Below are 21,238 nucleotides of genomic sequence, written 5' to 3' on the forward strand. Positions count from 1 at the left end.
GTTCAACGGCCAAACCGGTCGCAACAGAAAACCGATGCCCAGGCATCGGTTTTTTTATGTCTGCCATTTACCTGCAGAGTGCAACTGGCATGACGGCGCCGTGTATGCGCCGCCATCTTCAGTCAGCTATTTGGCCACATTACCCGCCACGTTGAGCACGTCCCAAGTGCGAGAGAAGGGCGGGGCGTAGGCAAAGTCCAGCATGCCGAGCTGCTCCGTGGTCACTCCCATGGTGATGGCGACCGCCAGCGCATCTATACGGTGGACAGCCCCCTTGCGACCCAGGATCTGCCCCCCCAGCAGCCGCTTGCTGCCCGCCTCATAGACCAGCTTGACGTGGATGTCGGACTGGCCGGGGCAGTAGTTGGTGTGGCACTTGTCCTTGATGACGACGGTGCGATAGTCGATGCCCATCGCCTTGGCTTCTTGCTCAGAAAGACCGGTGCGACCCGCCTCCAGCCCCAGCACCTTGAGCGCCGCGGAGCCCAGCGTGCCCGGGAACACCTGTTCGGCCCCGGCCAGGTTCTCGCCCACCATTCGGCCCAGCTTGTTGGCCATGGTGGCTAGCGGCACATAGACCTGCTGCTGTTTGACGCTGTGCCAGACGCTGGCGCAGTCGCCGGCAGACCAGACGTTGGCCAGCGAGGTGCGGCCCTGCCTGTCCACCTCGATGGCGCCATTGGCCAGCCGTTTGATGCCGGTGTCGGCCAGGAACTCGGTGTTGGGCTTGACTCCGGTACAGACCACCACGATATCGGCCTCATACTCGCCCTGGCTGGTTCGCACGCCCGTGACCCTGCCATCCCCCAGCAGAGCTTCAACCCGCTCACCCAGATGGACACAGACCCCCTGCTCGCGCAGTTCGGTTTCTATGTGCCGGGTGATTTCGCCATCAAAAGCGTCGGGAATGACCCGATCCGCCAGCTCGATGAGCCGCACCTCTTTACCCTGATGCACCAGGGCCTCGACCACCTCCAGCCCGATGAAGCCGGAGCCGATCACCAGGGCGCGGGTGTTGCGCTTGTCCTGCACCGCCTCCTTCAGCGCCAGCCCGTCGGCCATGCGGCGCAGGCCGAATACCCCCTGCTGCTGCAGGCCGGGGATGGGGGGCATCACTTCACGGGCACCTGTGGCTATCATCAGCCGATCATAGCGATCGGTGAAGGTGTCGCCCTTGTGCTCCACCCGCAGGGTCTGGGCGGCCGCATCGATACCGAGCACCCGGTGGCCGGTCTTGACCTCGATCCCCTTGGCGGCGAACTGTTCCGGTGTGAACTCGGCCATGAAGCCCGGCTCCTGAAACTCGTCGCCGACGAAGTAGGGCAGGCCGCAGGCGCCGAAGGAGATCACCTCGGAGGCCTCGTACACCACTATCTCGGCATCCTTGGCCAGCCGGCGCGCCTTGGCCGCCGCACTCATACCGGCGGCTTCGCCACCTATGATCAGGATTCTCATACTCTCTCCTTTCAATGGCGAAGGGAGGGCATGCCCTCCCTTCTGTCTATAGACGGGCAGGGGCTGGCCCCTCCCCTGGCAAGCGGATCAGATGGTGGACTCTTCGCCGTCCAGACACACCTCGTGCTCGTTGTTGAACACCGCCATGTCGGTCTCACCCAACAGGCGGCTGGTGACAGTGCCTGCCGTGATGGAGCCGGAAACGTTCAGCGCGGTGCGGCCCATGTCGATCAGCGGCTCGATGGAGATGAGCAGGCCCGCCAGCGCCACCGGGAAGTCCAGGGCTGAGAGCACGATCAGCGCGGCGAAGGTGGCACCGCCACCGATCCCGGCCACCCCGAACGAGCTGACGGTGATGATGGCGATCAGCGTCATGATGAAGCCGGGATCCATGGGATTGACCCCCACGGTCGGGGCTATCATCACCGCCAGCATGGCCGGATAGATGCCGGCGCAGCCGTTCTGGCCTATGGTCGAACCGAAGGAGGCGGCGAAGTTGGCGATCCCCTCAGGAATGCCGAGCGCCTTGGTCTGGGTCTGCACGTTCATCGGGATCGAGCCCGCACTGGTGCGGGAGGTGAAGGCAAAGGCCAGCACCGGCATGATCTTCTTCAGGTAACGGGCCGGGTTGATGCCCACCAGGCTCACCAGCAGCAGGTGCACCGCAAACATGATGGCGATGGCGCCGTAGGACGCCATGACGAAGCTGAGCAGGTTGAGGATGTCGGCGTAGTTGGAACCGGATACCACCTTGGTCATCAGCGCCAGCACGCCATAGGGAGTGAGGCGCAGCACCAGGGTCACCATCCGCATCACTATGACGTGGGCAACCTGCATGAAGTGGCCGAAGCTCGCGAAGATCTCGGGCTTCTTGCGGGCGATGCCGGTGGCTGACAGGCCGATGAAGATGGAGAAGATCACCACGGCTATGGTGGAGGTCTTGCGCGCCCCCGTCATATCGAGGAAGGGGTTGGCCGGGATGAATTCCAACACCATCTTGGCAAAGGACATTCCCTCGACACTGCCGAGTGTGGTCTGCAGCGCGGCGCCACGAGCTGTCTCGGCGGCGCCGGCGGTGAGTCCTTCGGCGGTCAGGCCGAACAGGTTGGACATCAGTATGCCCGCCCCGGCGGCAATCATGGTGGTGAAGATCAGCACGCCTATGGTCATGGCGCTGATCTTGCCAAGGGCGGTGCCGCCGTTGAGCTTGAGGATGGCGCCTATGATGGAGACCATGATGAGCGGGGTGATGATCATCTGCAGCAGCTTCACATAGCCGCTGCCGACGATATCCAGGTAGTCACCTGTCTGCACCAGCACGCTGGAGCCGGCACCATACAGCAGTTGCAAGGCGGCGCCGAACAGGATGCCCAGCCCCAGCCCCGAGAAGACCCGGCGGGTGAAGCTGACGTGGGTTTGCTGCAACCGATAGAGAAACAGCAGCAACATGACCAGGATGGCCAGATTACCTATAACGCTAAGAGTCATGACGATATTCCCCAAAATAATCGGGCCGGGCCCGAGGTATACGGACGAGTGTCCTGTATGCACACTCCTCCCTGAAACGTGCCGCATCGTGGCGACTTGCCCCCCGGTGCAACCGGGGTGACACAAAACCGGGCCGCGCCTGGCAGGCGCGCCCCTGACATCAACCGCATCGGACGCCCCGTGGCCGGGGCGGCGTCAGCAGACAGAAAAACAGAGGGTGGCTTGCGCCACCCCTTGCATCACTGGGCCTTGCCCTGTTGTTTGGCCCGCATGATGTTGATGATCTCGATATCTGTATCCAGCATCCCCAGTTTGGAGAGGCGGCCCAGGTTGGCTATGGTCTGGTCCACGTCGTCGGAGACTATGCCTTCGCTCTGGGGTACGTGCAGATTGTTGATGGCCATCAGCGACGATTTGACCGCCGCCGAGGTGGAGGTAGAGACCTTCATGGAACAGGCACTGCCCGCGCCGTCGCAAATGATACCGGAAACGTCACCGATCATGTTGTTGATGCAGTGACTAATTTGCTCGAACTGGCCGCCCAGTAGCCAGGTGATGGCGGCCCCCGACCCCATGGCAGCCGTGCTGGCGGCGCAGAGGGCCGACAGCTTGTTCTGATGGGTCTTGATGTAGATGGCCACCAGATGGCTCATCACCAGCGCCCGGGTCAGCTGCTCGTCGCTCGCCTTGAGGAAGCGGGCGGCGGCGACCACCGGCATAGTGGCGGCTATGCCCTGATTGCCGGAGCCGGAGTTGGACATGGCGGGCAGCATGGCGCCGTCCATGCGCGCATCGGAGGCCGCCGAGGAGAGCCGCATGGCCAGCGTCATCAGATCGTCCGAGAGCAGCTTGCGTTCCACCTGCTCGGTCAGGATCTTGCCGATCTGCAAGCCATAACCCTGCAGCCCTTCATCCGCCAGCGCCTGGTTCATGGTGGCTGCGGCGCGAATGAAGTCGATCTCAGCCAGCGGCACCTCAAGCGCAAACGCCACTATCTCGCGCAGCGTCATGGCGGGCTTGCCGGACTTGGCGGGCTGGATCTGCACGCCGGGGGCGCTGGCCTGCTCCATCAGCACCTCGCCGTCCAGCTCCATCAAGACGATGCGGGTGTGGTCGGTACAGATCACCACACGGGCGCTGTGGCCCTCCACCTCCGCCAAGACCTCGGCATAGAGCACGTCAGCCACATCCTTCACGTCCACCTTGATGATGGGCAGCAGCGCCTTGGCAGCCTCCACCTGGGCCGGGGTCAGGGTATTGAGCACCTCCAGCCCCGCATCCGGATTGCCCCCCGTGAAACCGACCGCCGCCGCCACCGGCAGCCCTATCATGCCGGTGCCGGGCACGCCGACCCCCATGCCGTTCTTGAACAGGTTGCCGCTGACCCAGACGCTGACGCGGGTCGGATCCTGCCCCAGCAGCTTGCGGCAGTTGGCCGCCGCCAGCGCCACCGACATGGGCTCGGTGCAGCCCAGGGCCGGCACCACTTCACGCTTGAGCAGGGTAATAAAGTCGGTCCATTGTGCTTTCATTGCGATGTTTCTCATGTTCATGTCGCCCACGGGCGGGCTCTTATTGTTCGGTCAGATCCGCTTTGCGGTTGCGGATATGCAGATAGACGGTATGACGGGAGATGCCTAGCATCTCGGCCACCAGCTGAGCGGCATCCTTGATCTCGAAGATGCCCATGTCGTAGAGCCGGTGCACGATCGCCTTGTTGCGCACGCTGCTGCCGAGGCTGGCATCCTGATCCACCTTGTCGATCACCTGGGCCACCAGATCGTCCACCGAGCTGGCGAAGGTCTCGTTGTTGAGCGGCGCCGGCGCGGCGGGCAACGAGAAGGTATCGAGCAGGGCGCCGAGCGGCGTATCCAGGCTGAAGTTCACGCACAGCATGCCGACGGGTTTGCCCTCCCGGTTGCTGATGGTGATGGAGGAGGACTTGAGCAACGCCCCCTCGCGAGTGCGGGAGAAGTAGCTGCTCCACTGACTGCCCGCAGCGCTCTGCAGCTTGTTGAGGGCGAAGTCGGTGACGGGGGCCCCCTCCCCCCGGCCTGTGATATGGCCGTTGGCGATCTTGATGACGGAGGCATGCAAGCTGTCGAAAGCGTGCAGCACCACTTCACAACCTGGGCCGAACAGGGCGGAGAGCGCCTCCACGGCGGGTTCGAAGCTGGCGATCAGGTGGCGCTCTTCATCGGTCAGCGCACTGGCTTGGCGTAATGGGGTGGCCTGCATCATAGGGATCATCCAGTCAACTTGGGGTAACTCTAAAGCAAAGGGACTCAAATAAAGTTGAGCCTCATCGCTTTTTCGCAGGCATTATGCCCAACTGGCGGCAAAGCGCCACAGATTGTGAACTGGCGCACAACGGCAGGGTCTGAACGGGTCGCAGGGCTCAACAGACGGAACCTGAACGTCCCGATTCAGAGTCCGTAGCGAGTCAACAGGGCCTGGTACTCTGGGGTCTGCTTGAAGGCCTTGAGGGCGAGGGAGAACTGATAGGCCAGCTTCTCGTGGCCGGGCTTGTGAGTGAAGGCGAGGAAGTTGCGGTTGCTGTCGGTCACCGTCTTGTCGCTATGGCCGATCTGATCCTGCAGCCCCTGCCCCCTGACCAGGTAGCGGCCCACCATCTGGTTCATCACAACGGCATCGAGCCGCCCTGCCATCATCAGGTGCAACTGCTTGATCATGTTGCTCTCCCCCGTCATGGGAACCCGGGTGAACCCGGCGGCGGTCAGGAAGGCTTCGCCATAGGCATAGTCGGTCTGGGTGCCGACGCGCAGCCCCTTGAGGCTGGCCAGGCTCCGGTAATCCACGGGTTTGTCCAGGGGGAAGAAGATCACTTCACCGCTCTGGGAGAGGGGTTCATCCGGGTAGTGCAGCCACTCCAGTCGCCGCTCCTCGAAGAAGGCATCGACTATGCCATCCCCCTGCTGCAACCTGGCTTCCTGCAACACCCGCTTCCAGGGCAGCACCTTGACCGTGGTGCGATAACCCATCCGCGTGAGCACGGTGCGGGCCAGCTCCAGATCGGCGCCCCCCAGGCTGCCGTCATCGAGCCGCATCACATAAGGCGGCCACAACTCGGTCAACAGGGTCAGGGTTGGCTGTTCAGCTGCCTGTGCCGCCAAACCCCACCAGAGGCAGATCAGGATCCATCCTTTACGCCATACCATGCCGTTCTCTCCACCCATGCATTGGCTGAGGATATACCAAAAAGTAAGTAATAAAAAAGGAGGCCTGAGCCTCCTTTTGTCTTTCCCGAACCACGCTTACAGCGCTTTCAGGATCGCCTCGACGCTGGCCTTGGCATCGCCAAACAGCATCTGGGTGTTCTCCTTGAAGAACAGCGGGTTCTGGACACCGGCGTAGCCAGTGTTCATGGAACGCTTGAAGCCGATGACGTTCTGCGCCTTCCACACTTCCAGCACCGGCATGCCGGCGATGGGGCTGCCCGGATCTTCCATGGCGGCCGGGTTGACTGTGTCGTTGGCACCGATCACCAATACCACGTCGGTATCGTTGAAGTCCTCGTTGATCTCGTCCATTTCCAGCACGATATCGTAAGGCACCTTGGCTTCCGCCAGCAGCACGTTCATGTGGCCTGGCAGACGACCGGCCACCGGGTGGATACCGAAGCGCACCTTGACGCCGCGCTCGCGCAGCTTGTGGGTGATCTCGGCCACGGGGTACTGGGCCTGCGCCACCGCCATGCCGTAGCCCGGGGTGATGATGACGGAGCTGGCGTTCTTCAGCAGGTCAGCCACTTCCTCGGCGTTGGTCTCGCGGTATTCGCCCATCTCCTGGTCGGCCGTGGAGGCTACGCCGTCGGAGCCGAAGCCACCGGCGATCACCGAGATGAAGGAGCGGTTCATCGCCTTGCACATGATGTAAGACAGAATCGCACCGGAGGAACCCACCAGGGCACCGACCACGATCAGCAGGTCATTGGAGAGCATGAAGCCCGCCGCCGCCGCCGCCCAACCCGAGTAGGAGTTCAGCATGGAGACCACGACCGGCATGTCGGCACCACCTATGCTGGCCACCAGGTGCCAGCCGAAGGCGAACGCGATCAGGGTCATCACCAGCAGGGCGAAGGTAGAGCCACCGGCGTTGACGAAGGAGATCATCAGTACCAGCGAGGCCACCACGGCCAGCAGGTTCAGCTTGTGACGGTGCGGCAGCATCAGCGGCTTGGAAGAGATGAGACCACGCAGCTTGCCGAAGGCAACCACGGAACCTGTGAAGGTCACGGCACCGATGAAGACGCCCAGGAAGATCTCGACCAGGTGGATGTTCAGCATGGCGCCGGAGAGGTGCTCGACCTGAGCGACGCTGGCCGCCTGTTCGAACGCCGCCCGGGCCGCAGCCAGAGTCGCATCCAGGTTGGAACCGACGGAAACCACCACCTCGGCGGGAGCAGACGGGTGCAGATCGATGAAGCTGTTGAAGCCCACCAGCACTGCCGCCATGCCCACGAAGCTGTGCAGTACGGCGACCAGCTCGGGCATCTCGGTCATCTCGACCTTGAGTGCCAGCCGTACGCCGATGGAACCACCTATGACCATGGCCAGGATGATCCAGTGCACGCCACTGGTTTCCGGGTTGAAGACGGTGGCGAGCAGGGCGATGGCCATACCCGCGATACCGAACAAATTGCCATGCTTGGCCGTTTCTTGCTTCGACAGTCCCGCGAGACTGAGGATGAAGAGCACGGCGGCAACGATATAGGATGCTGTTACCAGTCCTTGAGACACGTTAAACCCCCTTAATCCTTACGGAACATCTTCAGCATGCGCTGAGTGACTGTGAAGCCACCGAAGATGTTGATACTGGCAATCAGCACGGCGATAAAGGCCAATGCGGTGACCAAAGTCGACCCTTGCCCGATTTGCAGCAGGGCACCGACCACGATAATGCCGGAGATGGCATTGGTGACCGACATCAGCGGCGTGTGCAGGGCGTGAGAGACGTTCCACACCACGTAGTAACCGACCACGCAGGCCAGGATGAATACGGTGAAGTGAGAGAGGAAGGCAGCAGGCGCCACGGCTGCGACCCAACCGAAGGCGGCGATGCCGAGAGCACCGAACACGAACTTCTTGTTGGACGGCTGCTTCGCCTCGGCCTTCTTGACCGGGGCAGCGGCAGGCTTCTGCGGCGCGGCGGAGACGGCGATGGCGGGCGGCGGGAAGGTGACTTCACCGGCCTGGATCACCGTCATGTTGCGCTGCACCACGTCTTCGAAGTTGATGGCAACCTGACCGTCCTTCTCCTTGCACATCAGCTTCATCAGGTTGACCAGGTTGGTACCGTAGAGCTGGGAGGATTGGGCGGGCAGACGACCCGGCAGATCGGTGTAACCTATCACCTTGACGCCATTGGGGGTCACGAACAGCTCGGTCGGCACAGTGTATTCACAGTTGCCGCCGGTGGCCGCCGCCAGATCCACGATCACGGAACCCGGCTTCATACTGTCGACCATCTCTTTGGTGATCAGCTTGGGCGCCGGACGACCCGGGATCAGGGCCGTGGTGATGATGATGTCCACTTCCTTGGCCTGCTGGGCAAACAGCGCCATCTCGGCCGCGATGAACTCATCGGACATGACCTTGGCATAACCATCGCTGGAGGCACCGTCTTCGCTGCCGAAGTCCAGCTTGAGGAATTCACCCCCCATGGATTCGATCTGCTCGGCCACTTCCAGACGGGTATCGAACGCCCGCACTATGGCGCCGAGGGAACCGGCAGTACCTATGGCAGCCAGGCCGGCCACGCCGGCACCGATCACCAGTACCTTGGCAGGCGGAACCTTGCCGGCGGCGGTGATCTGACCGGTGAAGAAGCGACCGAACTGGTGAGCGGCTTCGACCACGGCGCGATAGCCGCCTATGTTGGCCATGGAGGAGAGGGCGTCGAGGGACTGGGCACGGGAGATCCGCGGCACCATGTCCATCGCCATCACATTGATGTTGCGCTCGGACAGCTTCTTGACCAGCTCAGGGTTCTGGGCAGGCCAGATGAAGCTCACCAGGGTGGCACCATCTTTAATTTGTGCGATCTCGGCATCGGTCGGCGCATTGACCTTGAAGATAAGGTCGGCTTGCCAGACGCTCGGCACCACACTGGCACCGGCAGCCTCGAAGGCGGCATCATCGAAGCTGGCCAGCTGGCCGGCACCGGCCTCGATGGCGACCTCGAAGCCGAGCTTTTTCAGCTGCTCAACGGTGGCCGGGGTCGCTGCGACCCGGGTCTCACCGGCGAGACTCTCTCTCGGTATTCCAATCTGCATGACTATTCCCTGATGGTTAATAAACAATCGCTGCCCAGTGTCGCATTTCTGGCGAAACAAGACATGACCAAAGTGCTGGTCACGGGCCCTTTGTTATGAAAATCAGTAGGCTTTACCTCAACCTCCTGTCATGGCCAGGCCCCCGCTTTTCAGGCGCGAAGGTGATTAGTATCAAATTTTGGAGTTTTATTACAACCGCAGTCCCGATGGTGCGCGTACAGAATTCAGCCCATCCCGGAGCATGATTTAAAAAAACAAACCAAATTAGCGACTTATACCAGTAAAAAGCGCTGGAAAAAGTGATCCAACCAGTCAAAAAAAATGTTTTACCGGCCCTCTATCTTAGCGCTTTTTGTTCTTACGAAATTCACTCCGATCACAGATATCGGGGTGAAAGTGGAAAAAGTAACTGTTTTGTAACAGACAAGGGGCCGATCCCCCGCCAAATGGCAGGATCCGGCCCCTTAGGTTCAATCGTTTCGATCCTGATGCCCTGCCGCGACGCCCTTACCAGGCCGCTTCATAAATATGCTGGCTCTGTACCAGGTCGATGTCGCCGTGCTCACCGATGGCGGTCATGCCGTGCTCCGCCAGCTTGCCGATCAGGGTGTCTATCCCCAGCGAGGCGACACCGTAGTCCCGCAGCCGGGTCTTGACCCCCATCCGCTCGAAGAAGTCACGGGTGGCGGCGATGGCACCGTCGATGCGATCCTCCTCGCTGCCGCTGCGCAGATCCCACACCCGCTCTGCGTATTGCAGCAGCTTGGCATGCTTCTGCTGGCGCTTGGCCTGCAGCAGGGCGGGCAGCACCACCGCCAGGGTCTGGGCGTGGTCGAGACCGTACAGGGCGGTCAGCTCGTGGCCCAGCATGTGGGTCGCCCAATCCTGCGGCACACCGGCCCCGATCAGGCCGTTGAGGGCCAGGGTGGCGCTCCACATGATATTGGCACGCACCTCGTAGTTTTCCGGCTCCAGCAGCGCCTTGGGGCCCTCCTCGGCCAGGGTCAGCAGCAGGCCTTCGGCGAAGCGATCCTGCACCTTGGCGTTGACCGGATAGGTGAGGTACTGCTCCAGAATGTGGATGAAGGCATCCACCACGCCATTCGCCACCTGGCGGGCCGGCAGCGTGTAGGTGAGCACGGGATCCAGCACGGCGAAGCGCGGCATCACGAAGGGCGAGAAGAAGTGCACCTTGTCGCCGGTGCTGCGACGGGTCACCACGGCGCCCATATTCATCTCGGAACCTGTGGCCGGCAGGGTCAGCACGGCGCCGAGCGGGATGGCGGAGCGCACCTCGTTGCCCACGGTCTCGAGTATGTGCCAGGGATCTCTGGCCTCGTCGTAGTGGGCGGCGGCGGCGATGAACTTGGTGCCGTCCAGCACGGAACCGCCGCCGACGGCCAGCAGGAAGTCGATGCGCTCGGCACGGGCCAGCGCCACCGCCCCCATCAGGGTTTCATAGGTGGGGTTGGGCTCGATGCCGCCGAACTCGAACAGTGTCATGCCAGCCAGCTCGCTGCGGATCTGCGCCAGCAGACCGGTGCGCACCACGCTGCCACCGCCATAGGTGATCAGGATGCGGGCATCGGGGGGCAGCTGTTCGCGCAACTGGGCAACCTGGCCCTTGCCGAACAGGATCTTGGTCGGGGTATGCAGGGTAAAATTGTTCATCGACATTGCCTTTTCATGTTCCGAGCGGTCTGGCCGCGAAATGTGATTGCATTTTTCTCCAGACAGCCTCTACCATCAAGACAACATCCTGCTTGATTCTTGCCTATTTCTACAAAACGGCCAGAACCACAACAAAAGAGAGACAATGCAGAGCCGCTACGCCGACCTCGCCGCCAAGCTGACCCGTCACGTCACGGCCCCCGGCATCACCCCCTCTCCGGTGGAGCAGGTGAACCTCATCTACACCACCGAGTACCACGGCCGCACCCCTGTGCTCTACCAGCCACGCATGATAGTGATATTGCAGGGGCACAAGGTGGGCTATCTGGCGGATCAGGTGTTTCGCTACGACCCCAACCACTACCTGCTGATGACGCTGCCGCTGCCGTGCGAGTGCGAGTGTTTCGCCTCCCCCGAGCAGCCTCTCATCGGCTTCTCCCTCGAGATCGATCTGGTCACCCTGCAGGCACTCTTGCTGGAGCTGGGCGACGCCCTGCCCGCCCCGGCCCCACAGAAGAGCGGCGTGCATTCGGTGCCCCTGTCGGAGGCCATGTTCTGCGCCGCCGAGCGGCTGATCGACCTGATGGACAAGCCCCACCACGCCCGGGTGCTGGGACCGCAGACGGTGCGGGAGATGCTGTTCTACGCCCTGCACGAGGGCGGCGGCCCGGCGCTGCAGGCGCTGGCCAACCGTCACAACCATGTGGGCCAGATCGCTCGTGTGCTGCGTATGATAGAGTCGCGCTTCGCCGACAACCTCACCATGGAGGAGCTGGCGCGGGAGGTGAACATGAGCGTCTCCGCCTTTCACCACCATTTCAAGGCGGTCACGGCCACCTCGCCGCTGCAGTACATCAAGTCGTTTCGCCTGCACAAGGCGCGCATTATGATGCTGCACGACGGCATCAAGGCCGGTGCCGCGGCGGCCAGGGTCGGTTACGAGAGCAACTCCCAGTTTAGCCGGGAGTACAAGCGCTTCTTCGGCAGCACGCCGACGGATCAGGCCTCCCGCTTTCGGGATGGCCAGCTGCGCATCATCGAAGGATAAAGACGAGGGAGATTACCTATGCGTTCACTGCTTTGCCTGCTCACCGCCCTGCTGCTGACGGCCTGTACCGGCGTGGCCGAGGGCATACGTCCCGTCACCGGCTTCCAGCTCGATCGCTACCTCGGCACCTGGTACGAGATAGCCCGCCTGGACCACAGCTTCGAGCGGGGACTGGAAGAGGTGAGCGCCAGCTACAGCCTGCGTGACGATGGCGGCGTCAGGGTGATCAATCGCGGCAAACAGAGCGATGGCAGCTGGCGCGAGGCCGAGGGCAAGGCCTACTTCGTGGGCAAGCCGGACGAGGCGCGGCTCAAGGTGAGCTTCTTCGGCCCCTTCTACGGCGGCTACAACATCATCGATCTGGACCCCGACTACCAGCTCTCCCTGGTGACCAGCTACAACCGCGACTACCTCTGGATCCTCTCCCGCTCCCCCAAGCCGCCGAAAGCCAAGGTGGATGCGCTGATCGCCAAGGCCAAAGGGCTGGGTTTTGCCACCGACCAGCTGATTTGGGTCAAACAGCCGGGATAAACGCCATAAATGGCAAAGGGCAGCCCGCGGGCTGCCCTTTCTGTTGATGGAGTGGCGGGATGATCAGAGCCGGAAGCGGCCTATCTCCTGCTCCAGCCGCTCGGTCAGCGCCTTCAGCTCGGCGGCCTGGGCCGCCTCCTGATTGGCCTGCTCGGCCAGCTCCTGGGAGACGTGGCGTATGTTCTCGGTGTTGCGGCTGATCTCGCTGGTGACCGAGGTCTGCTCCTCCGCCGCCGCCGCTATCTGGGTCGCCATGTCGCTGATGGCGCCGATCGCCTCGTTGATCTGCCCCAGGCTCAGATTGGCGGCTTCCGCATCCTCCACGCTGGTGCCCGCCAGCTGACGGCTGGTCTCCATGCCCCCTACGGCGCGACGAGTGGTCTGCTGCAGCGTCTCTATCATCTGCTGGATCTCGTCGGTGGAGTCGTGGGTACGGCGCGACAGCACCCGCACCTCGTCCGCCACCACCGCAAAGCCGCGCCCCTGCTCACCGGCCCGGGCCGCCTCGATAGCAGCGTTCAGCGCCAGCAGGTTGGTCTGCTCGGCGATGCCGCTGATGGTGGCCAGAATGCCGCTGATCTTCTGGGCGTGGGCATCCAGCTCCACAATGATCTGGCTGGCATCGGCCACCTCGTCCGCCAGCCCCGTGATACTGCGCTGACTCTGGCCGACCTGGGACTGACCGGCGACGGCCAGCTTGACCGCATCGCCGGAGGTGGTGGCCGCGAACTCGGCGTTGCCGGCAATCTCCTGGGTGGCGGAGGCCATCTCGGTCACCGCGGTCGCCACCATGACGATCTCGTCCTGCTGCTGGCGCACCCGCTGGCTACGGGCCTGGGCTCCAGCCGCCTGGGTGCGGGACTGGGCCGTCAGCTCCAGGGTCACGTCACGCAGGCGGCTGACGATGCCGTGCAGCCGCGCCACGAACTGGTTGAAACTCTCGGCCAGCTGGCCCACCTCATCCTTGCTGCGGGTATTGATGTGAACCGTGAGATCCCCCTCGCCGTGGGCTATGTCGTGCAAGGCCCCGGCCACCCGCCCCAGATCCTGGAACAGGAACTTGAAGGTACTGGTCAGCACCAGGCCGAATACCAGGATCAGGCCGGCACTGATGAGTGACAGCTCCCACAGCAGGCTCTGCAGCGGCGCCATCAGCACATCCTCGTGCATCACCATGGCCAGCAACCAGTCGGTGTTGGGAATGGGCAGTACCAGCATCTGGGCATCCCGTCCGCCGATCTGCACCAGCTGCAGGCCGCCCTGCTGGCTCATGCTCACCAGTCGGCCGGCATCCAGCTCAGGTGCCAGATCCTGGCTCTTCTTGAGCGCCAGCGCCTTGTCCGGGTGGGCGACTATGAGGCCACCCTTGTCCAGCAGCATGGCGTAGCCATCCCCCTGTACCCGCATCGCCAGCACATCCTTGATGAGCTGTTCCAGCGCCAGGTTGGCACCGACCACCCCGGCCAGCCGGCCCTGCTGCATCACGGGCTCGGCCAGGGTCACCACCAGTTGCTGCATGGTCACGCTGACATAGGGTTCGGTGATGATGAGCTTGCCCGCCTTGACCGCGTCCTGATACCAGGGCCGCTCGCGCGGGTCATAGTTGCCCTTGTTGAGGGAGGGATCGTTGCGGGTCATCACCCCCTCCTCCGAGCCGTAGTAGGCCAGCCCGAAGCCGCCGGAGCGCAGGGTCTGCTGCAGATGGGGCACCAGTTCGGAGGTCGGGTGGCTGGCGATGACATCGACCTGGGCGGTCAGGCTCTCGCGCCTGTCCTGCATCCATTTGCCTATCCCCTCCGCGTAGGCGCTGGCATAATTGCGCGCCTCGCTGTCGATGGCGCTCAGGGTCTGGTTTTTCAGGGTATAGAAGGCGGTCATGCCCAGCAGGCAGACCGTGATCAGGACCACGCCAAGACTGGTGGCCAACAACTTGCCGCGAAGGGAGAGATTCATGGGATATCCTTATGGCTGTCTCAATGGCGTCAAACAAAGCTGCACGCCCTGTGTGGACTATATCGACAGAAAATCCCGATCCATGAATTTCAATCCGTTGATTTTAAATAAATCAGTAAGTGAACCCTGGCAATGCCCCTTGCCATCCGGCATGGGAAAATCCCCTCAAAACCCCGACTGATGCCCCCCCAGCAGGTGTAAAAAAGGCCACCTCCAGGAGGTGGCCAGCGTGCATTCAACCCGCAGAAAAACGCGCTAGCGCACCCGGGCTATGGCGGTATTGAGCCGCATGTTGCCGGCATCCAGGCTCGGGGTCTGGCCGTAAAAGTCGAACTCCAGCTTGACCCCGGGGCGGAACAGCAGGCAGTGGGTCGAGCCGCCGAAGTGGAACATGCCGAGCTGATCCCCCTTCTTCACCCTGTCCCCCGCCCGCACAGTGATGTCGCAGCTCGACACCTCGGCCATGCCCACAGGCACCACGCACATCAGCCCGATTTTGGGGTTGTCGGCTTCGATGAAGATCAGCGCCCGGGTCGCCACCGAGGTGAGGAAGGGCTGCGAGTTGTTGGGGGCGCTGGGATCCGCCCCCTGCGGGTCGACAAAGCCCTCGAACTGGTTCTCCAGATAGTAGGTGCCGTTGACCACGCGCACCTTGCGAATGGTGCCGCTCACCGGGCTGTGCCAACGGTGATAGCTGAGGGCGCTGAGGAAGGCCTGATACACGGTGCCGCCGTCGAAGCGAGGCGCCAGATCGTCGAAGTCGAGCATGTTGTCCAGCGAATAGGGCTGACCCTTGAGCCAGAACTGATCGCTGCTGCTCACCTCTTTTCTCACCTGCAGCGGCGCCGATTCGCAGGCGTTGACGATGACGTTGTCATCCGCCGGCGCCGAGACAGGCCGCACACCGGGGCGGAAGGTGCGGGTGAAGAACCCATCCCAACTGCCGAAGCCATGATACTCGGCCGCCGGATCGCACTGGAAAATCTGCTCAAAGCTGGCTGGCGTGGGATTGGGGCCCTCACCCAGGGCGCCGGTCGCCACCTTGACCATCTCGGCCTTGGCCACCTTGCCAAGCCAGGGCACCACCAGTGTCTCATGATCCAGCCGGCTGACCGGCTCGTTCAGCACGTAACGCGAAGCCGGGCTTTGCAGAAACAGCGCCCAGTAATCGAGGATCTTCTTGAACTGCTGGTTGATCAGAGCGTTAGCGAAGAAGTGATAACCGGACTGGGTCGCCATGGGCCAGTCGAGCAGCGCATTGATGGGAAAACCTATGAGGCCGGAGGGCTCGTGCGTCGGAATGTCCTGATACGCCTCGGGGGCCGTGGTCATGATGCCGTTGAGCAGCCCCAGAAACTCCTCGAAGGATCGCACCTCGACCTGACCGAGCGGGGTCAGGTGCTTGTGGCGCCAGGCCTCCTTGAACATGGCTTCGGCCTGGGCGTGCAGCGAAGGGTCGGCGTTGACCAGATCCCGCAGCTCGGCGATGGGCGGCACAAGCGCGCTCGGCTGGTTGGCGACATAGTGCCTGATCCGCCGGATCCAGCGCTCGATATGGGCACTATCCTGTGGCACCCAGCCGCCGGGGCGAGACTTGTTCAGTCGGGTTTCAACTGCCTTGTTCATGAGTCTATCTCCTCAAATGATGTTCACGCCCACAATCCACGGCTTGAGCATTGGCTACCGGTTTGCCATCAACACGCAATGACACCGCCCATGTGGTGTAGCACACGAGCCCGTGAAGCACGATTGCCAGAAACGACAGGGCAAATTGGCGCAATAACGACTAGCGGTCAGGGGCGGGGCGGGATCTGAAGGGAAAGAGGCGCCGGGAACAGGCTGACGCCGCCGTAAAACGGCAACCATAGGAGCAGGTGTGACGGGAGGAAAACCGGGAACGCAGAAATGCGAAAAGCCAGCTCAATGAGCTGGCTTTTCTGAAAATGGCAGGGGCGGCAGGACTCGAACCCGCAACCATCGGTTTTGGAGACCGCTGTTCTACCAATTGGAACTACGCCCCTGCAACAAACGAGGCGAATTATACAAAGCCGGGTTCAAAGGTAAAGGCTTTTTTCTCACTTTCGATTCGATTGCACAAATGACGAGCAACTCGCGGCAATTTTCGCAGCCTGACGGGGTAACTTGCTGTATTTACAGCCTTGTCAGGGTAGGAAAGCCACATAAATGGGGGTAGGGTTAAGTCTGGATCCGGGAGGCTACTCATGCTCAATTACCGCTTGCTCCAACAATTGGCACCGCTCAACTTCAGGGATGAACGCAAGACGGAGTCCCTGCCCGACTATCTCGACCGGGTCGCCCCGCGGGTGCCCTTCATTCCCCATAGCGTGCTTTCCCAATGGATTTATCGCCATTGGCGCGGTTTTGAGTCCAACTGGAGCTTTCTCGACCTGGCCCGTCACCAGTTCGAGTGCGAGGCTTGGCCCACCGCCAGGATCATTGAGCAGACCGGCTCCCGCCACATGGAGGTGATCGACCGCTGGGGCGAGATGCTGCGCCACAATCGTTACGTGCGTCGATCCTGGCTCGGCGAATACATGCTGACCCAGGGCACCTGGTCCGAACCCATCATAGTGCTGGCCCCCGCGCCGGATAGCCGCTACCCGGACGGACAGCCGCTGCCGCAACCCTATTGCCTGCTGGAAGGACACCACAGACTCGCCTATCTGCGCTGCATGGCCGAAGATGCCCTGCCCCTGCAAGCGGAACACAGCGTGTGGGTTTGCCGACCCGTTCACGACACTTAAACGTTTTCCTGCGCAAATCTTGCCTTTGAAATAAATTTTTGACAATTCAAAATGCGACTCTATAATCTGTCCGGTTTTGAAAAAGGTCGAGACGAGACGATGCAGTTTTTGATTTATAAAACAGCCTTGCAGACGGGTGGAGCGCACCAGAGCGGCCCCGTTGTTTCCGGTTCCCGACCCACAGATCCCCAGTTATTTTTAAAAAAAGCCCCTGTTTCAGGGGCTTTTTTTTGTGCCCGAAAAACCTTCATTGATGTCAAAGGGAATGCAGACGATGACCAATCCACTTTATAAGAAACATGTCATCTCCATTTCGGACCTGACCCGGCCCGACATGGAACTGGTGGTCGCAACCGCACAGCGGTTGAAGGCCGAGCCCGACACCCGCTTGCTGAAAGACAAGCTGGTTGCCAGCTGCTTCTTCGAAGCCTCCACCCGTACCCGCCTGTCGTTCGAGACCGCGGTCCAGCGCCTGGGCGGCAACATCATCGGCTTCGCCGACGGTGGCAACACCAGCGCCAAGAAAGGCGAGACCCTGGCCGACTCCATCAAGATCATCGGCTCCTACACCGATGCGGTGGTGATGCGTCACCCGAAAGAGGGCGCCGCCCGCCTCGCCTCCGAGTTCTCCCGGGTACCGGTCATCAACGGCGGTGACGGTTCCAACCAGCATCCGACCCAGACCCTGCTCGACCTCTTCTCCATCCACGAGACGCAAGGCAAGCTCGACGGCCTCAACGTGGCCTTCGTCGGCGACCTCAAGTACGGCCGCACCGTCCACTCTCTGGCCCAGGCCCTGAGTCTGTTCAACTGCCGCTTCTTCTTCATCTCCCCGGAAGCACTGGCGATGCCGGACTATATCTGCGAAGAGCTGGAAGAGAAGGGCATACGGTTCAGCGTGCACGAGACCATGGAAGAGGTGATGCCTGAACTCGACATCCTCTACATGACCCGGGTCCAGAAAGAGCGCTTCGACGAGACTGAGTACAAGCACATGGCCGCCAAGTTCGTGCTGGAGCTGGCCACCCTGGAAGGGGCCAAGCCCACCATGAAGATCCTGCACCCCCTGCCCCGCGTCGACGAGATCGAGGTCGCGGTCGACAAGACTCCCCACGCCTACTACTTCCAGCAGGCGGAAAACGGGGTCTACGCGCGCCAGGCACTGCTGGCTCTGGTACTGAACGAAACCGTCTAAGGGAAAAGGGGAATATCATGTCCGAGAAGAATCAACTGCAAGTCGAAGCCATCCGTCACGGCTCCGTCATCGACCACGTCCCCGCCGGCCAGGGCATCAAGATCCTCAAGCTGTTCCAGCTGATCGAGACCCAGGAGCGGATCACCGTTGGCTTCAACCTGAAATCCGGCGCGCTGGGCAAGAAGGATCTCATCAAGATAGAGAACACCCGCCTGACCGCGGAGCAGGCCAACCAGCTGGCCCTGTTTGCCCCCAAGGCGACCGTCAACATCATCGAAGACTTCGCCGTGGTGAAGAAGCACCAGCTGGAACTGCCGGAGTTCATCACGGGCGTGTTCCACTGCCCCAACTCCAACTGCATCTCCCACAACGAGCCGGTGGACAGCTACTTCCGGGTGCGGGAGGTGAAAGGCGTGGTGCGCATGAAGTGCAAATACTGCGAGAAGTCCTTCACCCAGGACATAGTCAGCGAACGTTACTGATATCTGAATGGGCCCTGTGGGGCCCATTTTTGACCCCTGTCACATCACAGATTTTCCGTTTAGCTATAATTTGCCATCCTATAAAGGCTAAACATCGCTCATTCCCTGCCTCACTCCTTTCCATCAGAACTTTTAGCTATTAAAAGGCATTGATGGCAGATTTCGAGCGATAGCCTTCGGTCACAGTCAAAGGAAATCGCCGTGGTCAAAACCCTCAGTCGTCCCGTTGAACAAGAGCCCGATCTGGCCCAGCTGGATGCCTGTCGCCAGATCATCGGCCAGCACTGCTACAGCACCCAGGAGGAGATCCGCCGCGAGCTGGCGGAGCGCGGCTTTGCCGACATCAGCCAGTCCACCATCTCCCGTCTGTTGCGCCGCCTCGGCGTGGCCAAGGCCCAGAATGCCAACGGCAAGAAGGTCTACACCCTGGTGGACGAGCAGCTGGAGCCCGCCGGCAGCACCCGCTCCATCCACGACATGGTGCGCGAGGTGGTGCACAACCAGCAGATGGTGTTGATTCACACCACCCCGGGCGCCGCCACCGTGGTGGCCCGCCTGCTGGATCGCAACGCCAATCCCGAGATCATGGGCGCCGTCGCCGGCAACGATGTGGTGCTGGTCGCGCCGCGCCATATCAGCCGCACCCGCCTGGCCCACGCGGCCGTGGTGCGCACCCTGGAGCAGGCGCGCTGACGTTCCTCCCCTGAATGCACAAGGCGACCCCGGGGTCGCCTTTTTGTTGTCTTGCCACCTGATTGCGAGCTCATGCGCCGGATTCCCCGTCCTGTCTCATTTCTCGGCCATAAAAAACGGGAGCCACTGGCTCCCGTTTCATGTCGTCTTTCACCTGTTATGCCAGCACGGCACCCAGGCTCAGGCAGGCTACGATCAGCACTGTCAGGATGCCGAGCAGCGGCGCAACCCACTTCAGCCAGCGTACATAGGGCACCTTGGCGATGGCCAGGCCCCCCATGACCACGGCGGAGGTCGGGGTCACCAGGTTCACCAGGCCGGAGGCGGACTGATAAGCGGTCACCACCAGCTCGCGACCCACGTTGGCGAAGTCGGCAAGGGGCGCCATGATCGGCATGGTCAGCACGGCCAGACCGGAGGAGGACGGCACCAGGAAGGAGAGCACCAGCTCCAGCACGAACATCACGTTGATGAACACTACGGTGGAGAGGCCGGTCACTATCCCTTCTGCGCTGTGCAAAATGGTGTGAGTGATCATGCCGTTGTCCATCACCACTACTATACCGCGGGCGATACCTATGATGAGGGCCACACCGAGCAGGTCACGGGCACCGTCGATGAAGTTTGAGGTCAGCTCCTCCTCGCTCATGCGGGAGATGACGCCGACTATGATGGCAGCGGCCAGGAAGACGCCAGAGATCTGCGCCATCCACCAGCCGAGCACGGCCACACCGTAGATCATCACGGCGAAGGCGGCGACGAAGATACCCAGCACTATCTTGCGAGTCAGAGTGAACTCCAGCATCTGGTCGCTCTTGTTGCCGAGGAAGTGGGCACGGTTCTCTTCCCACTTGTCAGCCACCAGGGACTTGCTGGGGTCGTTGCGCACCATCTTGGCATAGCGCATGACATAGGCCACGCACAGCAGCCAGCCGGCAATCAGCATGGCGACGCGCAGCCAGATACCGTCGGTGAAGGAAATGCCGGCGGCGTTGGCGGCAATCACGGTCGCAAACGGGTTGATGGTGGAGCCCAGAGTACCGATACCTGCGCCCAGCAACACGGTCGCGGCGGCAACCACGGGGTCGAAGCGGGCGGCCATCATCACGGGGACCAGCAAGGTATAGAAAGGCAGCGACTCTTCAGCCATGCCGTAGATGGTACCGCCTGCGGCGAACAGCGCCATCAGGATCGGGATCATCCACTCTTCACGACCGCGCAGGCGATCGGTAACGCGCTCGATCCCGGCATCGATGGCACCTGTCTTGGTCACAATGCCAAGAAAACCACCGATGATCAGGATGAACAGGGAGACATCGATGGCGCCTGCCTGATAGGTGTCATGGTTGTAGAGACCATCGATGGGTGCCAGCAGCACGTCGACTATCCCCTGGGGATTCCCCTCTACCAGCTTGTAGGTTCCGGCCACCGGCACTTCCTTGCCGAGGGCGTCGTTCATGATCATGTCGTATTTGCCGGCTGGCACTACCCAGCTCAGGGCGGCCACCAAGGCGATCAGCACAAACAGTATGGTGTAGGCTGATGGGAACTTGAATTTGGTCATGGTCCAGCTTCCTTCTGTGGTGTGGTATCCATGCAAGCTGCGGGTCGTAGGGTTAGAGGTATTATGCCGCCGTCACATGGTCGAAAAGCCGGGGGTTG

Annotated in this window: 17 protein-coding genes and 1 tRNA gene; 6 read left to right on the forward strand and 12 right to left on the reverse strand. The window is 61.7% G+C overall.

Going from position 1 to position 21,238, the window contains the following annotated elements:
• Window positions 1-126: 126 nt before the first annotated feature.
• From BN1118_RS00900 to yqhD, 8 genes are all read right to left on the reverse strand, one after another.
• On the reverse strand, window positions 127-1,455 hold the full coding sequence (locus BN1118_RS00900) for a CoA-disulfide reductase (protein WP_043554157.1): 1,329 nt from the start codon (window positions 1,453-1,455) through the stop codon (window positions 127-129).
• Between the two features lie 87 nt (window positions 1,456-1,542).
• Complete coding sequence (locus tag BN1118_RS00905) at window positions 1,543-2,943, reverse strand: L-cystine transporter (RefSeq protein WP_043554159.1); 1,401 nt, start codon at window positions 2,941-2,943, stop codon at window positions 1,543-1,545.
• A 239-nt stretch (window positions 2,944-3,182) separates the two neighbouring features.
• On the reverse strand, window positions 3,183-4,490 hold the full coding sequence (locus BN1118_RS00910) for an L-cysteine desulfidase family protein (protein ID WP_043554160.1): 1,308 nt from the start codon (window positions 4,488-4,490) through the stop codon (window positions 3,183-3,185).
• 25 nt (window positions 4,491-4,515) lie between these two features.
• Window positions 4,516-5,184, reverse strand: a complete 669-nt coding sequence (locus tag BN1118_RS00915) for a helix-turn-helix transcriptional regulator (RefSeq protein WP_209428853.1) — start codon at window positions 5,182-5,184, stop codon at window positions 4,516-4,518.
• A 185-nt stretch (window positions 5,185-5,369) separates the two neighbouring features.
• Window positions 5,370-6,122: a substrate-binding periplasmic protein gene (locus tag BN1118_RS00920; RefSeq protein ID WP_043142699.1), complete on the reverse strand. Its 753-nt coding sequence runs from the start codon at window positions 6,120-6,122 to the stop codon at window positions 5,370-5,372.
• Between the two features lie 96 nt (window positions 6,123-6,218).
• The gene (gene pntB / locus BN1118_RS00925) at window positions 6,219-7,703 is read right to left on the reverse strand and encodes a Re/Si-specific NAD(P)(+) transhydrogenase subunit beta (RefSeq protein ID WP_043142701.1); all 1,485 of its coding nucleotides are present in this window, start codon (window positions 7,701-7,703) and stop codon (window positions 6,219-6,221) included.
• 11 nt (window positions 7,704-7,714) lie between these two features.
• Complete coding sequence (locus BN1118_RS00930; protein ID WP_043142703.1) at window positions 7,715-9,238, reverse strand: Re/Si-specific NAD(P)(+) transhydrogenase subunit alpha; 1,524 nt, start codon at window positions 9,236-9,238, stop codon at window positions 7,715-7,717.
• A 507-nt stretch (window positions 9,239-9,745) separates the two neighbouring features.
• The gene (yqhD, locus tag BN1118_RS00935) at window positions 9,746-10,909 is read right to left on the reverse strand and encodes an alcohol dehydrogenase (protein WP_043554280.1); all 1,164 of its coding nucleotides are present in this window, start codon (window positions 10,907-10,909) and stop codon (window positions 9,746-9,748) included.
• 145 nt (window positions 10,910-11,054) lie between these two features.
• Here yqhD and BN1118_RS00940 point away from each other — a divergent pair, with 145 nt between their 5' ends.
• Together BN1118_RS00940 and BN1118_RS00945 are read left to right on the forward strand one after the other, a co-directional pair.
• The gene (locus BN1118_RS00940) at window positions 11,055-11,957 is read left to right on the forward strand and encodes an AraC family transcriptional regulator (RefSeq protein ID WP_043142706.1); all 903 of its coding nucleotides are present in this window, start codon (window positions 11,055-11,057) and stop codon (window positions 11,955-11,957) included.
• A gap of 18 nt (window positions 11,958-11,975) precedes the next feature.
• Window positions 11,976-12,488, forward strand: coding sequence for a lipocalin family protein (locus BN1118_RS00945; RefSeq protein WP_043554162.1), 513 nt, complete (start codon window positions 11,976-11,978; stop codon window positions 12,486-12,488).
• A gap of 63 nt (window positions 12,489-12,551) precedes the next feature.
• Here the strand turns inward: BN1118_RS00945 and BN1118_RS00950 are convergent, their stop codons facing one another.
• From BN1118_RS00950 to BN1118_RS00960, 3 genes are all read right to left on the reverse strand, one after another.
• On the reverse strand, window positions 12,552-14,441 hold the full coding sequence (locus BN1118_RS00950; RefSeq protein WP_043554164.1) for a methyl-accepting chemotaxis protein: 1,890 nt from the start codon (window positions 14,439-14,441) through the stop codon (window positions 12,552-12,554).
• Window positions 14,442-14,696: 255 nt separating this feature from the next.
• On the reverse strand, window positions 14,697-16,067 hold the full coding sequence (locus BN1118_RS00955) for a phosphatidylserine decarboxylase family protein (RefSeq protein WP_043554166.1): 1,371 nt from the start codon (window positions 16,065-16,067) through the stop codon (window positions 14,697-14,699).
• A gap of 318 nt (window positions 16,068-16,385) precedes the next feature.
• A tRNA-Trp gene (locus BN1118_RS00960) sits at window positions 16,386-16,462 on the reverse strand.
• A 201-nt stretch (window positions 16,463-16,663) separates the two neighbouring features.
• Here BN1118_RS00960 and BN1118_RS00965 point away from each other — a divergent pair.
• From BN1118_RS00965 to BN1118_RS00980, 4 genes are all read left to right on the forward strand, one after another.
• Window positions 16,664-17,206, forward strand: coding sequence for a hypothetical protein (locus BN1118_RS00965; protein ID WP_043554168.1), 543 nt, complete (start codon window positions 16,664-16,666; stop codon window positions 17,204-17,206).
• A 274-nt stretch (window positions 17,207-17,480) separates the two neighbouring features.
• A complete protein-coding gene (gene pyrB, locus BN1118_RS00970) occupies window positions 17,481-18,401 on the forward strand; it encodes an aspartate carbamoyltransferase (RefSeq protein ID WP_043554170.1) in 921 nt (306 codons plus the stop codon).
• A gap of 17 nt (window positions 18,402-18,418) precedes the next feature.
• Window positions 18,419-18,883, forward strand: a complete 465-nt coding sequence (gene pyrI / locus BN1118_RS00975; protein ID WP_005318436.1) for an aspartate carbamoyltransferase regulatory subunit — start codon at window positions 18,419-18,421, stop codon at window positions 18,881-18,883.
• Window positions 18,884-19,084: 201 nt separating this feature from the next.
• Window positions 19,085-19,576, forward strand: coding sequence for an arginine repressor (locus tag BN1118_RS00980; RefSeq protein WP_042870238.1), 492 nt, complete (start codon window positions 19,085-19,087; stop codon window positions 19,574-19,576).
• A gap of 157 nt (window positions 19,577-19,733) precedes the next feature.
• Here the strand turns inward: BN1118_RS00980 and BN1118_RS00985 are convergent, their stop codons facing one another.
• Window positions 19,734-21,140 carry a YfcC family protein gene (locus BN1118_RS00985; protein ID WP_043142720.1) on the reverse strand — a complete coding sequence of 469 codons (1,407 nt, stop codon included), beginning with the start codon at window positions 21,138-21,140 and terminating at the stop codon, window positions 19,734-19,736.
• Window positions 21,141-21,238 lie beyond the last annotated feature (98 nt).

Source organism: Aeromonas bestiarum, assembly GCF_000819745.1.
GTDB classification, from domain to species: domain Bacteria; phylum Pseudomonadota; class Gammaproteobacteria; order Enterobacterales; family Aeromonadaceae; genus Aeromonas; species Aeromonas bestiarum.